The organism is Sphingopyxis sp., assembly GCF_965279725.1.
Taxonomy (GTDB): Bacteria; Pseudomonadota; Alphaproteobacteria; order Sphingomonadales; family Sphingomonadaceae; genus Sphingopyxis.
The window spans coordinates 981364-994498 of sequence record NZ_CBDIIL010000003.1; the positions used below are offsets into that span (position 1 = coordinate 981364).

Consider the following 13135-nt stretch of genomic DNA (forward strand, 5'->3'; position numbering starts at 1 on the left):
GATCGGGCCACCGCTATGGCCCGCAAGCTATGGATGCCGCGGTGCCTGCACAATGGTGAGTATCAAAAGAAAATCTAAATGACAGCCAAGATCGAAAGCCTCGACGGGAAACAGGGCACGGCGCCGGTCACGGGACGCTGGGCCTTTGTCGCGCTGCTTGCCGGCAACGTCTCGCTGTCGATCGGCGCGATGCTCGTCCGCCTTGCCGATACCGGGCCGACGGCGTCGGCCTTCTGGCGGATGACGATCGCGCTCCCCTTCCTGCTCGCACTGGCGTGGCGCGAGAGCGGCGCGCGGTTGCCCCCGCGGCCGGCGATCCTCGTCGCCAGCGCCGCGGGCATCTTTTTCGCGCTCGACCTCGCGGCTTGGCATATCGGTATTCTCCAGACCAAGGTCGCCAACGCGACCCTGTTCGGCAATTGCGCCAGCCTGTTGCTGGTGATCTGGGGCATTTTCCTCGCGCGCCGCTGGCCGCGCGGTTGGCAGGCGGTAGCGATCCTGCTCGCCTTCGCCGGGTCGGCGCTGTTGATGGGGCAAAGTTACGAACTCTCCCCCGCCTTCCTGATCGGTGACTTGCTCAGCTTGCTCGCGGGGGTGCTCTACACCGTCTATGTCCTGCTGATGCTGCGCGTTCGCGGAACGCTCGAGCCCTGGACGGCGCTTTCTATCTCGTCGATCGTCTGCGTCCCGATCCTGCTCGGCATCGCGCTGGCGCTCGGTGAACAGATTACGCCGCACAACTGGACCCCGCTGATCTTGCTCGCGCTGACCAGCCAGATCATCGGGCAGGGGCTCATGACCTGGTCGCTGCCGCGTTTCTCGCCGCTCGTGATCGGGTTGACGCTGCTTGTTCAGCCCGCGGTCGCTGCGCTTGCGGGATGGCTGATGTTTGGCGAGATGCTCGGTCCGATCGATATTTTCGGCGGGATGCTGGTCGGCGCGGCGCTGGTGCTGATCCGGTTGCCGAGCCGCCGAACAGCGCCTATCTGACGGTCATGGCTTCGATCCTTCCTGCCGACCCAACCCTCGACGAGATTCGCGCCGCTCTCGCGCCGCTGATCGCGCAGTCGGCGGCGTTCGACGGTTTCAGCGCCGCGGCGCTGGATGATGCCGCGCGCCGCGCCGCCGTCGACCCCGATGTGGCGCGGCTCGCCTTTCCGGGCGGCGGGCGCGACATGGTCGATGCCTGGTTCGCCGATATCGATGCGCGCATGGCGGCCCAATGGCCCGCCGACAAATTGGCAACGCTCAAAATTCGTGACCGCATCACAACGCTGGTCGAGACACGCATTGATCTGCTCGCGCGCGAGCGCGAATCGCTGCGACGCGCGCTGGCGCTGCTCGCCTTGCCGACCAACGCGCCGCATGCTGCCAAATTCGGTTGGCGCGCCGCCGACATCATGTGGCGCCTCGCAGGCGACACTGCGACCGATTATAATCACTACAGCAAACGCGCGATCCTCGGCGCGGTCTATGCCTCGACGATGGCGGTGTTCCTGAACGACGAGAGCGACGGCTTTGCGGATACCCGCGCTTTTCTGGCACGCCGCATCGACCAAGTCATGCGCTTTGAAAGCTGGAAGTATCGCCGCGCGTCGCGCAGCATGGAGCGCCCCAGCCTTGCCCGTTTTATAGGACGGCTGCGCTACCCGGGGCGATAAAGAACTGGCGCTTCCCAGTTGGTATTGATAATCGCTAGCAAATGAACCCAAGGCTCGATTCCGTCCCGCTGGGCGTTGCTGTCCGCATATCCCGCATCGACTGGCCCGCCATGTCCGATGACGAAGGTCGGCGGCTGCGCGAGTTCGGATTGATGGAGGGCGTCGAGATCACCCCGCTGCACCGCGGGAGCCTGTTTTCGCGCGACCCGCTGGCGCTGTCGGTCGGGCGGATGCAAGTGATCATCCGTGCACGGCAGGCGGCGATGATTTCGGTCGAGGGTATCGCGCCATGACCGGTGCCGTTCCCACTATCGCGCTGGTCGGTAACCCCAACGCCGGCAAATCGAGCCTGTTCAATGCCTTGACCGGCGCGCGGCAAAAGATCGCCAATTATCCCGGCGTTACCGTCGAGCGCAAAGCCGGCCATGCGAGCTTTGCCGACGGCCGCTCGATGTCGCTGGTCGACCTGCCCGGCAGTTACAGCCTGATCCCCGCGAGCCCCGACGAGGCGGTGACGCGCGATGTGATATTGGGGAAACAGGAAGGCGAGCGCCAGCCCGACGCGCTGATCATCGTCGTCGATGCCGCCAACCTCGACAATCATCTCTGCTTCGCGCTCGAACTGATCGCGCTTGGGCTACCGACGGTCGTGGCACTCAATATGCTCGATCTGGCGGAGCGCGACGGGCTGACGTTGGATCCCGCAATCTTGTCGCGCGAACTGGGCGTGCCGGTGGTACCGACGGTCGCGGTGCGGAAGCGCGGGCTGACCGAATTGCTCGCCGCGATTGATGGCGTGATCGGCGCGCCAAAGGCGGCCCCCGCGGTCGCCAGCCCGGCGCCCAACGACGCCGCGCTCCATCAGCGCGCCCGCGCCATCGCCCGCGCCACGACCCTCGCCGAAACCCCGGTGCGCCGCTGGACCGGGCGCGTCGATGCCGTCGTGCTTCATCCCATCGCTGGGTTCATCATCCTGATCGGGTTGATGTTCATCATGTTCCAAGGGGTTTACGCTTGGTCCGAAGCGCCGATCGGCTGGATCGAGGGTGGTATTGCCGCGCTGCAGGACATGGTGACCGCGGCGCTGCCCGACGGCTTCCTGCGCGGCATGATCATCGAGGGCATCTTGGGCGGGGTCGGGTCGGTGATCGTCTTTCTGCCGCAGATCCTGATCCTGTTCCTCTTCATCTTGGTGCTCGAGGCCACGGGCTACATGACCCGCGCCGCGTTCCTGATGGACGGCATCATGGCGAAAGTCGGGTTGTCGGGGCGCGGCTTCATCCCGCTGCTGTCGAGTTTCGCCTGCGCGGTGCCGGGCATCATGGCGACGCGCGCCATTCCCGATGCGAAGGACCGCCTGACGACGATATTGATCGCGCCGCTGATGACCTGTTCGGCGCGGTTGCCGGTCTATACGCTGATCATTGGCGCCTTCATCCCGAACCGCACCGTCGGCGGATCGCCGGTTGGTTTGCAGGGGCTGGTGCTGTTCGGCCTGTATGTGTCGGGCATCGTCGGCGCGCTGCTCGTCGCGCTGGTGCTGCGGCGGACCCTGGCCAAAGGCACGGCCGCCGGGTTCATGATGGAAATGCCGCGGTACCAGATGCCGCGGCTGAAAGACGTCGGCATCGCGCTGTGGCAGCGGGCGTGGATCTTCCTGCGCCGTGCGGGCACGATCATCTTTGCCACCACCATCGTGCTGTGGCTGCTGCTGAGCTATCCGAAGGTACCCGAGGGGCACAGCGACAGCCAAGTGGACTACAGCATCGCTGGCCGCATCGCGAGCGGGCTGGAAGTCGTCGTCAAACCGATCGGGTTCAACCATGATATCGCACTCGCACTGATCCCCGCAATGGCGGCGCGCGAAGTTGCGGTCGCGGCGCTCGCCACCGCCAATGCGATCGACGCGGGCGATGACGAGGACGCGATGGCGCAATCGCTGAGCGAACGCCTGCAAGGTCGCTGGAGCATCGCCACCGCGCTCGCGTTCCTCGCGTGGTTCGTGTTTGCGCCGCAGTGCATTTCGACGATCGCGATCACCCGGCGCGAGACAAACGGATGGAAATGGCCTCTCTTCATGGTTGGCTATTTGTTCCTGCTCGCCTATGTCGCTGCTGGAATCACTTACTGGACAGCCGTCGCCTTTGGACTAGGCTGATCCTTCCCATTTTCTAGCGGAGCGGAGCGGCATGGCTGGCAGCGTCAACAAGGTAATTTTGATCGGCAACCTCGGCGCCGATCCGGAAATCAAGTCGTTCCAGAATGGCGGCAAGATCGCCAATATCCGCATCGCGACGTCGGAAAACTGGAAAGACCGGATGACCGGCGAAAAGAAAGAGCGCACCGAATGGCATAATGTCGTGATCAACGGCGAAGGGCTGGTCGGCGTAGTCGAGCGCTACCTGAAAAAGGGCTCGAAAGTATATATCGAGGGCAGCCTGCGGACGCGCAAATGGCAGGACCGCGATGGCAACGACAAATATACCACCGAAGTCGTGATCGCCGGGATCGGCGGCGCGCTGACCATGCTCGACGGCGCTCCGGGCGGCGGCGGTGGCGGCGGATCGCGCGGCGGTGGCGGCGAGGATAGCTGGGGCAATGGCGGCGGGTCGAGCGGGGGCTCGGGTGGCGGCTGGAACCAGGGCGGCGGTTCGGGCGGATCGTCCGGCGGCGGCAGCGGCGGATCGGGCGGCGGACGTCCGCCCTTCGACGACGATTTGGACGACGACGTCCCGTTCTGACGATAGTTTGAGGCAATGGCGAGCGACCTGATCACCGCCGCGGATGTCGCGCGCGGCGTGTGCCGCCTGTTCGCGCAGGCGGGGCTGGTCGCAATCCCCGAAGTGCCGCTGCCCAATGGGCGGCGCACCGACCTCACCGCGATCGACGCCAAGGGCAATATCACCATCGTCGAGATCAAGGTCAGCCGTGCCGACCTGCATGGCGACGGCAAATGGCCCGACTATTGCGATTGGTGCGACAATTTTTACTGGGCGCTGGCATCGGGGCTGGACCCCGCAATCCTCGAGACCGAGGGCTATCGCCGCGAGACATCGGGACTGATCGTCGCCGACCGCTATGGCGCCGCGATCGTGCGCGAAGCCACAAGCTGCAACCTCGCCCCTGCGCGTCGCAAGGCCGAACTGCTACGGATCGGGCGCATCGCGATGCGGCGGGCGATGGTAGCGGCGGATCCTGAACTCGCGGCGGGGTGGCTCGAGGGCTGAGCTTTAGAGCAGCTCGGTGCGCTCATAATAGACACACCAGACCAGCGCAGCGCCTGACAGCGCGGTCCAAAGGATAAGGCCGATCCACAGCCCCGCGCCCATCATCACCGGCATGACGATCAGGACCAGGGCGAGGGCGAACGATGCCAGGACCACCCGCAGGAAGTTCTTGAGCGGACGCCGACTGTACGTTTCGACATGGTCGATGGCGAACCCGAGGGCGACGACAATTGCCGTCAGCGCGATGCTGAAAAGATCGATCCCAAGACGCAGGAAGTTCAGCAGGAAAAGGACGACCGCCGCCAGCCACACCGCATAGCGCCAGCGCTTCGGGCGGGGCCCGGGGGCGCCGTCTGCGATCATCCCCGCGCCTGCATCCGCGCGAGATAGCGCGCGAGAATATCGATCTCCAGATTGACCGGCCGCCCCGCAACCGCTTCGTTGAATGTCGTCATCGCGCGGGTGTGGGGGATGATGTTAAGGGTGAAATGCGCACTGCCATCGGGCTGGTCGGTGACATCATTGACGGTCAGCGAGATACCCTCGACGGTGATCGAGCCCTTGGCCGCGATATGCGGCGCGAGCGATGCGGGGGCCGATATGACCAGGCCCCAGCTATCGCCGACGGGCGTCACCGACACGACCTGTCCGACGGCATCGACATGCCCAGTGACGATATGCCCGCCAAGCTCATCGCCGACTTTCAGCGCGCGCTCAAGGTTGAGGCGGCGGCCCGCGTCCCACATCCCCGGCGCGGTGCAGGCGAGCGTTTCAGCGCTTGCGTCGATCGCGAACCAGTCGCCCGCATCGTCGCGCCCCTTGTCGACGACGGTCAGACACGCGCCCGAACAGGCGATCGAGGCGCCGAGGTCGATGGTGCCGACGTCGTAAGCGGTGCCGATGATCAGCCGCGTATCGCCGCGATCCTCGCGCGTGCGGACGGTGCCGATGTCGGTGATGATGCCGGTAAACATAGGGCCGCTTATCCTTCTCTGACCCGCTCGTAAACGTCGAGCCGGTCGCTGCCAAGCATGCGGCTGTCGGTCAGGCGCCAACGGCGGTGTGCGTCGGCAAGGTCGGTGAGGCCAATGTCGCCCAGCGCAGGCTTGCCGCCGCCAATCAGGATCGGGGCGCGGTAAAGGAGCAGGCGGTCGACGCGATCGGCGGCGGCGAAGGCTGACGCCGTGCTGGCGCCGCCCTCGACCAGCACCGAATCGACATCGTCGATCGCTTCGGGCGAAGCAACCGCGCGCCAGCCTTCGGGCGCTTTGCCCGAGGTCAGCAGCAGCTTCTTCGGGCTGCGATCCTCCAATCCCGCCAGTCGTACATCGAGCCGGGGATTGTCGGCCGCCAGCGTGCCGCGCCCGACGAGAATCGCCTGATGGCGCGCGCGTTCGAGGTGGCCGTGCGCGCGGGCGCGATCGCCGGTTATCCAGCGGCTCGACCCGTCAGCCATCGCAATGCAGCCGTCGAGCGAGGTTGCGAGCTTGAGCGTGACGAACGGCCGCCTTGCGGCTTGCCGCGTCCACCAAGGCGCCATCGCGGCGCGCGCCTCGACGGGCAGAACGCCCTCGATGACCTCGATCCCCGCCGCACGGAGGCGCGCGATGCCTTTGCCGTCGGTGCGGGCATCGGGATCCTGCGCCGCCACAACCACGCGCGCGATGCCCGCAGCGATCAGCGTGTCGCTGCATGCCGGTCCGCGCGGGCTGGCGTGCGCGCAAGGTTCGAGCGTCACATAGACGGTGGCGCCGCGCGCCGCATCACCCGCCAGCACCAGCGCGATGGCCTCGGCGTGCGGGCGGCCACCTGCCTGCGTCCAGCCACGTGCGACCACGACGCCATCGCTGACGATCAAGCAACCGACATTAGGGTTGGGCGCCGACATCGGCCGGCCGCGCTGCGACAGCGCGATGGCGACCGCCATCCAATCGGTATCGGCGGGCGCGCGGTGCATCGGGTTAGTTGGCGGTTTCAGATTGCGGCCCGCGCGCCGCGCGCTCGGCCAGTGTCGAGCGCTGGGCGGGCGCCGGCTTTTTCTGCTTCGCCGCCGCCGCGGCGTCTTCGCCCAATGTTTCCCGCGTCACTTTGTCGGCTTCGGTCGAATCATATTCGACGCCCATGGCGTCGGCAAGCCGCTGATACTCGGCCCGCTTTTCGGCATTGGCGCGCGTCGTTTCCTTGGCGCGCGCCACCCAGTCGGCGCGAATCTGTGCCGCGCTGCGATCTTGGGTCCAGTTTTCGAAATAGATGATCTTGGACGTCGGCTTCTCATAAGGGATCAGATGTTCGGAAAATCCGTAGAAAATCACGATCGGTAATGTGATCGCGACGCCCCAGATCGCCCAGCGATGCGGGCGCGGTTCGCGGATATAGGCCCAGAAATCGGACAGGCCGCCGGTGACATCGACAGTGTTGAACATTCCCATTCACTCAATTTAGGCGATGTCGAAGCAATTTGCGAGAGGGCAGAGGATTGCGCCGAACGATTGCCAAAGACGCCAACGATTGCAAAAAATGCAACAGCAGATGCTTATTTCGCAGTTGCACAATTTATTGTGCGCTGCAATATGAGCATGCCTTTTAGGCATCCTCTCCCAAAACTTTCATGGGCCGCCCTCGGGTGGCCCTTTTTTTCGACCTTTTTGGTTGAGAGGGTCGATCCGGCACGGATCGAATCAATCCTGTAACGGCATCCGCTTTTCGAATCGGCGCGCTTCAGCGATAAAACTGCCGGGTAACGGCGTCGCGCCGCCGCCGTCGAGATCAATATGCGCATAGCTGATCTCGATATCGGTCAACCGCTCGGCATCGCGAAAGATCGCGCAATGGACGGTGAAGCTTGTCCGCCCAAACCGGCTGATCCGCGCCGCGATGGTAATCCGGTCGTCGAGCCGCGCCGATCCATGATAGTCGATCTCGACATGTACCTCGCGGATGTCGGTACCATATTGGTGAAAATATGGACCTGGCTGCCCCTCGCCCAACGCGCGGAAATATTCGGTCACGCCAATGTCGGCATAGACCAGATAATTGCCGTTGAAGACGATATTCTGGCCGTCGATCTCGTTGAAGCGAACGCGCACCGTCTCGTGGACGCGAAAATCCTCGCGCGGCACGTCCCAATTGCTGTGGTCCATGACCGCGTCAGGCCGCAAGCGCGGCGGGGGTACGGTCGAGCGGCGCGCACGCGGCCTCCAGCCACGCGCGATGGGCATCCTTCATCCCCGGCGCGAGCTTTTCGCGCACTGCGGCATGATAGGCGTCGAGCCAGTCCGCTTCGGCGGGCGACAGCAGCGCGGTTTCGACCAGATTCTGCGCAATCGGTGCAAAAGTGATCGTCTCGAACCCCAGCATATCCTCTTCGGCGTCGGCGATGCTAACCGGGACAACAATGACGAGATTCTCGATGCGGATGCCAAAGGCGCCCGCCTTGTAATAGCCCGGCTCGTTCGACAGGATCATGCCGGCGTGCAGCGGTTCCTCCGTCCCGGCCTGTCCGCCGGCGGGCTTGGCGATGCGCTGCGGCCCTTCGTGGACAGCCAGATAGGCGCCGACGCCGTGGCCGGTACCATGCGCGTAATCGACGCCGTCGGCCCACAAATATTGGCGCGCCAATATATCGAGCTGGCTGCCGCGCGTCCCCTTGGGAAAACGCGCCGTCGCAAGCGCGATATGACCTTTCAGCACCTGCGTGAAGCGGCGGCGCATTTCGGCGCTTGGCGCCCCGATCGCGATCGTCCGCGTGATGTCGGTAGTGCCATCGGCATATTGTCCGCCCGAATCGACCAGATAGAGCGTCCCGGTCTCGACCGCCCGGTTGGTCGTCTCGTCGACCTTGTAGTGTGGCAGCGCGCCATTGGGGCCGGCGGCCGAGATCGTGTCGAACGACAGATCGACGAGCCCGCCGCCTTCCTCGCGAAATTCGCGCAGCTTCGCCGCGGCGCCGAGTTCGTCGAGGCCGCCCTGCGGTGCGACATCCTCCATCCATTGCAGGAAGCGCGACACCGCCACCCCGTCGCGGACATGCGCGGCGCGGGTGCCATCGAGTTCGGTATCGTTCTTGATCGCTTTCGGCAGCACTGCGGGGTCGCGGTGGCGCGCGATCTTCGCGCCCGCGGTTTCGAGCGCGGTGAAGATCGCGGCAACCGCACGATCGGGATCGACGGCGACCTTTTTGTCTTTGAGCGCGGCGAGCGCCGCCTCGAAGGCCTCGCGGTCGTGGATCCGCACGCTGTTGCCCAGATGCGCGCGCACCGCGTCGGTGACCTTCTCCGGTGCGATGAACAGGTCGGCGGTGGCGTCGGCGTGGAGCAGCGCGAAAGCGAGCCCGACGGGGGTATGGCTGACGTCTTGGCCGCGAATGTTGAAGGTCCACGCGATCGAATCGAGCGCGGTCATCACCGTGGTGTCGAGACCATTTGCCTTCAACCAATCGGCGATCACTTCGCGCTTTTCGACCGCGCTCTGGCCCGCCAGCGCCACGTCGTGGACCGTCACCACCGCAGCGCTCGGCGCCGGCTGGTCCTCCCATGCGGCGTCGAGCGGGTTGACGTCGACTGCGACCAATGTCGCGCCCTTGGCCGTCAGCGCCTTACCCAGACTGCGCGCCCAGTCGATGCCGTGCAGCCACGGGTCGAAGCCGATCTTTTGCCCCGCGCTCACGTGGCTGCCCAGCCATTCGCCAACGCTCGACTGCGGCACCCCGACATAGTCGAACAGCGATCCGTCGACCTGGTCGCGGACCTGCACCGTATAGCGGCCGTCGATGAACACCGCGGCCTTTTCGGGCAGCACCGCCGCGGTTCCGGCCGATCCGCCAAAGCCGGTCAGCCACGCCATGCGCTGGGCATATTCGCCGACATATTCGCTCATATGTTCGTCGCTGATCGGGACGATAAAGCCGTCGATACCGCGCGCGGCGAGTTCGGCGCGGACCCGGGCGAGGCGTTCTGCATGGACGGGGCTGGACATGACGCGTTCCTTGTTTCTACATCGCGGCCATCCCGCCCATCGGGGCGACACCGCGGGAGTTTTTCATGATGCGCGCTATTTGGATGTTTCTGGCAGCAATTGCCACCCCGCTTGTCGCATCTCCCGCGCTGTTCGCCAAAGAGAAAGACCCCGCATTGACCAACCCCACCCCTGCCCTGCCCGCCGCGCCGCTCGCGGAAAAGCGCCCGCACGAAACGGTGCTGCACGGCAAAAAACTGTCCGATCCCTATCACTGGCTGAAGGACGAGAGCTATCCGACGATCGATGACAAGGATGTGCTCGATTATGTGAAGGCCGAGAACGCCTATTTCGACGCCGCGATGAAGCCGCACGCGGCGCTGGTCGAAACCCTGTTTCAGGAAATGAAGGGCCGAATCAAAGAAGCTGATTCGAGCGTCCCGCAAAAGGACGGCGACTGGATATATTGGGTCGAATATGAGGAAGGCGCCGAATATAAGAAATGGTACCGGAAACCTGTCGCGGGCGGTGATGCGGTCCTGATCCTCGACGAAGTCGCAATGGCCAAGGACAAGGAATATTTCCGCCTGTCCGACGTGTCGATCAGCCCAAATGGCAGGCTGATGGCCTATGCCGTCGATGATAATGGGTCCGAACGGTTCGAAGTGCGCTTCATCGATCTGACGACCGGCAAAGCGTTGCCCGACGTCATCCCCGGCACCCTGTCGTCGCTGGTCTGGACCGCGCAAAGCGATGCGTTGCTTTACGGCCTCGCCAACGAGAATTGGCGTACCGACAATGTCCGTCTGCACAAGCTCGGCACCCCGCTGACCGCCGACAAGCTGCTGTACAAGGAGGCCGACATCGGTTTCGGGGTCGGCATCGGCAAGACCGCCGCCGACAATTATATCGTCATCGCGACGGGCGATAACGAAACCAGCGAAGTCTATCTGCTCCCCGCCGACAATCCCGAAGCGAAGCCGCAGCTCGTGTCGGCGCGCCAGAAGGGCCGCGAGTATAGCGTCGATGAGCGCGAGGGGACGCTCTACGTCTATACCAACGACGAGCACGCCAATTTCCGCGTCGCGACCGCAAGCCTCGCCAAGCCCGGCGAGTGGACAACGCTGATCCCCGGCTCAGACGAAAGCTACATCACCGGGCTCGCGATCTTCCGCGACTATTTCGTCCTCGAAGCGCGCGAAAAGGGCGTCGATCAGGTCGATATCCGCCGCTATGACGCGCCGCTGACCCCCGGCCGGATCGAATTCCCCGAGGCGACGTATGTCGCGGGGCTGGGCGACAATCCCGAATATCATCAGGATAAGCTGCGCCTCGATTATGAATCGATGGTCACCCCCGACACGGTGTTCGATTATGATCTGGCGAGCAAAAAGCTTGAAACGCTAAAGGTTCAGGAGATTCCATCCGGTTATAACGGTCAGGAATATGTAACCGAATTGGTAAATATGCCTTCGCGCGACGGCACCGCGGTGCCGGTGTCGCTGGTGTATAAAACGGGTACGCCGCGCGACGGCAGCGCGCCGATGCACCTCTATGTCTATGGCTCATACGGCTATCGCGTACCGCCGGGTTTCTCGACGACGCGGCTCAGCCTCGTCGATCGCGGCATGATCTATGCGATCGCGCATGTCCGCGGCGGCGACGATCTGGGCCGCGCCTGGTATCTCGCGGGCAAGACGACCGAACGCAAGAACACGTTCAACGACTTCGTCGATGTCGCCAAAGGTCTTATCGCGGCGAAATATACCAGCGCCGGCAAGATTTCGATCGAGGGCCGCTCAGCGGGCGGCCAGGTGATGGGAGCGGTGTATAACGAGGCGCCCGAACTGTGGGGCGCGGTCCTCGCGGGTGTGCCGTTCGTCGACGTCATCAACACAATGGTCGACGAAACGCTGCCGCTGACCCCCGGCGAATGGCCCGAATGGGGCAATCCGATCACCGACAAGGCGGCGTTCGACTATGTGCTGAGCTACAGCCCGTACGACAATGTCACCGCCAAGGCCTATCCGCCGATGCTGGTGTCGGCGGGGCTGAACGATCCGCGCGTTACCTATTGGGAACCCGCCAAATGGGTCGCCAAGCTGCGCGCGACGCGCACCAACGACGCGCTCCTGTTGCTGCGCACCAATATGGGCGCGGGCCATGCGGGCAAATCGGGTCGCTGGGGTGCGCTGCGTGAGGACGCCGAGGAATTTGCCTTTGTGCTGACGCAGCTGGGGGTGGAGAAATAATTCCTCTTTTCGTTATTCCCGCGAAAGCGGAAATGAGGAAATGGCGGAAGGCTGGCGGGGCGCTAGATATCCCTGCCGAAACGCTCCAGCCATGCCTTGGCCTGTTTGGGTTCGCCCGGAGCGTTTGTAGAGACCGGTCCGCGTGAAGCCTCGAACTCTTCGTGGAGGGGGAACGGCTCGAGCCCCAGCGACGCGCGCAGCTGGTCTATTTCCTCGCCCCTGCCGCACAGGTCGGTGACGACCGGATCCCATTTCGCGCGCATCGCGCGATCTTTCGTGTGACCGAACAAGCCCCAAGAACCGGCAGCTACCCTGCGCAAGGCATCGAGGAGCACCTCCTCATACTCGGCTTCGAGCTCAACGCGGCGCGTATCGATGCGTTCAAGGCGATCGGCCCTGCTCATCAAGCTGGCAAATAACCGCGCGCGACCAGTTCGGCTTCCAGCGTCGCGGCATCGACAAAGAGATGCCCTGCGATGCCGACCGATTCGGCGCCCGCGACATTGGCCGCGACGTCGTCGATGAACAGCGCGCCCGCGGGGTCGATGCCGAATCGCGCGATCGCCAGGCGGTAGATCGAGGGGTCCGGCTTCATCAGTTTTTCGGTACCCGACACGACGATGCCCCGGAAACGGTCGAAGATCGGCTGGGTCGGGCGGAAGCCTTCCCAGAATTCATGGCCGAAATTGGTGATCGCGAACAGCGGCACGCCCGCCGCATCTAGTCGCTCGACCAGTTCTAGGCTGCCGGGCATCGCCGCCGGGATCGTTTCGTTGAAGCGCGCGGCATAGGCGTCGATCAGCGCGGCGTGGTCGGGAAATTCCGCTTTCAGCTCGGGCAGCATTTCGGCGATTGGGCGGCCCGCGTCGTGCTTGAAATGCCATGCAGGCGTAACCACGGTCGATACGAACCATTCCAGTTCATCCGAATCGGCGATCAGCTTGGCAAAGAGATGGCGCAGGTCCCAATCGAACAGGACGCGGCCGACGTCGAAGATGACGCTTTGCCGAATCATACCCACTCCACACACGCGAAAGCGCCG

Annotated in this window: 15 protein-coding genes; 7 read left to right on the forward strand and 8 right to left on the reverse strand. The window is 64.2% G+C overall.

The features are described 5' to 3' along the window. Positions 1-78 precede the first annotated feature (78 nt). The 6 genes from ACQY6T_RS13580 to ACQY6T_RS13605 are packed head-to-tail and all read left to right on the forward strand — an operon-like array spanning position 79 to position 4888. Positions 79-990: a DMT family transporter gene (locus ACQY6T_RS13580; protein ID WP_428631496.1), complete on the forward strand. Its 912-nt coding sequence runs from the start codon at positions 79-81 to the stop codon at positions 988-990. A gap of 5 nt (positions 991-995) precedes the next feature. After that, positions 996-1661 (forward strand): COQ9 family protein, encoded by a 666-nt coding sequence (locus tag ACQY6T_RS13585; RefSeq protein WP_428631499.1) that lies wholly within the window; start codon positions 996-998, stop codon positions 1659-1661. A gap of 41 nt (positions 1662-1702) precedes the next feature. Next, positions 1703-1954, forward strand: coding sequence for a FeoA family protein (locus tag ACQY6T_RS13590; protein ID WP_428631501.1), 252 nt, complete (start codon positions 1703-1705; stop codon positions 1952-1954). Beyond that, entirely contained in the window at positions 1951-3819 is a 1869-nt protein-coding gene (gene feoB, locus ACQY6T_RS13595) for a ferrous iron transporter B (RefSeq protein ID WP_428631503.1), read from the forward strand. The genes ACQY6T_RS13590 and feoB overlap by 4 nt, the downstream gene beginning before the upstream one ends. 31 nt (positions 3820-3850) lie before the next feature. Further along, positions 3851-4402, forward strand: coding sequence for a single-stranded DNA-binding protein (ssb, locus tag ACQY6T_RS13600; RefSeq protein WP_428631505.1), 552 nt, complete (start codon positions 3851-3853; stop codon positions 4400-4402). Positions 4403-4417: 15 nt separating this feature from the next. Then, a complete protein-coding gene (locus ACQY6T_RS13605) occupies positions 4418-4888 on the forward strand; it encodes an MmcB family DNA repair protein (RefSeq protein WP_428631508.1) in 471 nt (156 codons plus the stop codon). A 3-nt stretch (positions 4889-4891) separates the two neighbouring features. On the opposite strand, the gene ACQY6T_RS13610 is transcribed toward ACQY6T_RS13605, so the two are convergent. The 6 genes from ACQY6T_RS13610 to ACQY6T_RS13635 form a co-directional block, all read right to left on the reverse strand. Then, complete coding sequence (locus ACQY6T_RS13610; RefSeq protein ID WP_428631511.1) at positions 4892-5251, reverse strand: hypothetical protein; 360 nt, start codon at positions 5249-5251, stop codon at positions 4892-4894. Beyond that, positions 5248-5862: a riboflavin synthase gene (locus ACQY6T_RS13615; RefSeq protein WP_428631513.1), complete on the reverse strand. Its 615-nt coding sequence runs from the start codon at positions 5860-5862 to the stop codon at positions 5248-5250. Before ACQY6T_RS13615 ends, ACQY6T_RS13610 begins: the two co-directional genes overlap by 4 nt. Positions 5863-5870: 8 nt before the next feature. Then, positions 5871-6815: a bifunctional diaminohydroxyphosphoribosylaminopyrimidine deaminase/5-amino-6-(5-phosphoribosylamino)uracil reductase RibD gene (gene ribD, locus ACQY6T_RS13620; protein ID WP_428632662.1), complete on the reverse strand. Its 945-nt coding sequence runs from the start codon at positions 6813-6815 to the stop codon at positions 5871-5873. Positions 6816-6849: 34 nt separating this feature from the next. Continuing rightward, positions 6850-7311 (reverse strand): hypothetical protein, encoded by a 462-nt coding sequence (locus ACQY6T_RS13625; RefSeq protein WP_428631515.1) that lies wholly within the window; start codon positions 7309-7311, stop codon positions 6850-6852. Positions 7312-7566: 255 nt separating this feature from the next. Further along, a complete protein-coding gene (locus ACQY6T_RS13630; protein WP_428631518.1) occupies positions 7567-8028 on the reverse strand; it encodes an acyl-CoA thioesterase in 462 nt (153 codons plus the stop codon). Between the two features lie 7 nt (positions 8029-8035). Next, positions 8036-9862, reverse strand: a complete 1827-nt coding sequence (locus ACQY6T_RS13635) for an aminopeptidase P family protein (RefSeq protein ID WP_428631520.1) — start codon at positions 9860-9862, stop codon at positions 8036-8038. A 65-nt stretch (positions 9863-9927) separates the two neighbouring features. Between ACQY6T_RS13635 and ACQY6T_RS13640 the strand changes: the two genes are divergently transcribed. Further along, entirely contained in the window at positions 9928-12093 is a 2166-nt protein-coding gene (locus ACQY6T_RS13640) for a S9 family peptidase (protein WP_428631522.1), read from the forward strand. Between the two features lie 62 nt (positions 12094-12155). Here the strand turns inward: ACQY6T_RS13640 and ACQY6T_RS13645 are convergent, their stop codons facing one another. Then, entirely contained in the window at positions 12156-12497 is a 342-nt protein-coding gene (locus ACQY6T_RS13645; RefSeq protein WP_428631524.1) for a hypothetical protein, read from the reverse strand. Then, positions 12497-13108 (reverse strand): HAD family hydrolase, encoded by a 612-nt coding sequence (locus ACQY6T_RS13650; protein WP_428631526.1) that lies wholly within the window; start codon positions 13106-13108, stop codon positions 12497-12499. Before ACQY6T_RS13650 ends, ACQY6T_RS13645 begins: the two co-directional genes overlap by 1 nt. Between the last annotated feature and the right edge of the window lie 27 nt (positions 13109-13135).

Coding starts and splice junctions, on each gene's coding strand:
- ACQY6T_RS13640 (WP_428631522.1), top strand. CDS start 9,928: ATGATGCGCGCTATTTGGATGTTTCTGGCAGCAATTGCCACCCCGCTT.
- ribD (WP_428632662.1), bottom strand. CDS start 6,815: ATGGCGGTCGCCATCGCGCTGTCGCAGCGCGGCCGGCCGATGTCGGCG.
- ACQY6T_RS13585 (WP_428631499.1), top strand. CDS start 996: ATGGCTTCGATCCTTCCTGCCGACCCAACCCTCGACGAGATTCGCGCC.
- ACQY6T_RS13615 (WP_428631513.1), bottom strand. CDS start 5,862: ATGTTTACCGGCATCATCACCGACATCGGCACCGTCCGCACGCGCGAG.
- ACQY6T_RS13630 (WP_428631518.1), bottom strand. CDS start 8,028: ATGGACCACAGCAATTGGGACGTGCCGCGCGAGGATTTTCGCGTCCAC.
- ACQY6T_RS13650 (WP_428631526.1), bottom strand. CDS start 13,108: ATGATTCGGCAAAGCGTCATCTTCGACGTCGGCCGCGTCCTGTTCGAT.
- ACQY6T_RS13635 (WP_428631520.1), bottom strand. CDS start 9,862: ATGTCCAGCCCCGTCCATGCAGAACGCCTCGCCCGGGTCCGCGCCGAA.
- ACQY6T_RS13590 (WP_428631501.1), top strand. CDS start 1,703: ATGAACCCAAGGCTCGATTCCGTCCCGCTGGGCGTTGCTGTCCGCATA.
- ssb (WP_428631505.1), top strand. CDS start 3,851: ATGGCTGGCAGCGTCAACAAGGTAATTTTGATCGGCAACCTCGGCGCC.
- ACQY6T_RS13625 (WP_428631515.1), bottom strand. CDS start 7,311: ATGTTCAACACTGTCGATGTCACCGGCGGCCTGTCCGATTTCTGGGCC.
- ACQY6T_RS13645 (WP_428631524.1), bottom strand. CDS start 12,497: ATGAGCAGGGCCGATCGCCTTGAACGCATCGATACGCGCCGCGTTGAG.
- ACQY6T_RS13580 (WP_428631496.1), top strand. CDS start 79: ATGACAGCCAAGATCGAAAGCCTCGACGGGAAACAGGGCACGGCGCCG.
- feoB (WP_428631503.1), top strand. CDS start 1,951: ATGACCGGTGCCGTTCCCACTATCGCGCTGGTCGGTAACCCCAACGCC.
- ACQY6T_RS13605 (WP_428631508.1), top strand. CDS start 4,418: ATGGCGAGCGACCTGATCACCGCCGCGGATGTCGCGCGCGGCGTGTGC.
- ACQY6T_RS13610 (WP_428631511.1), bottom strand. CDS start 5,251: ATGATCGCAGACGGCGCCCCCGGGCCCCGCCCGAAGCGCTGGCGCTAT.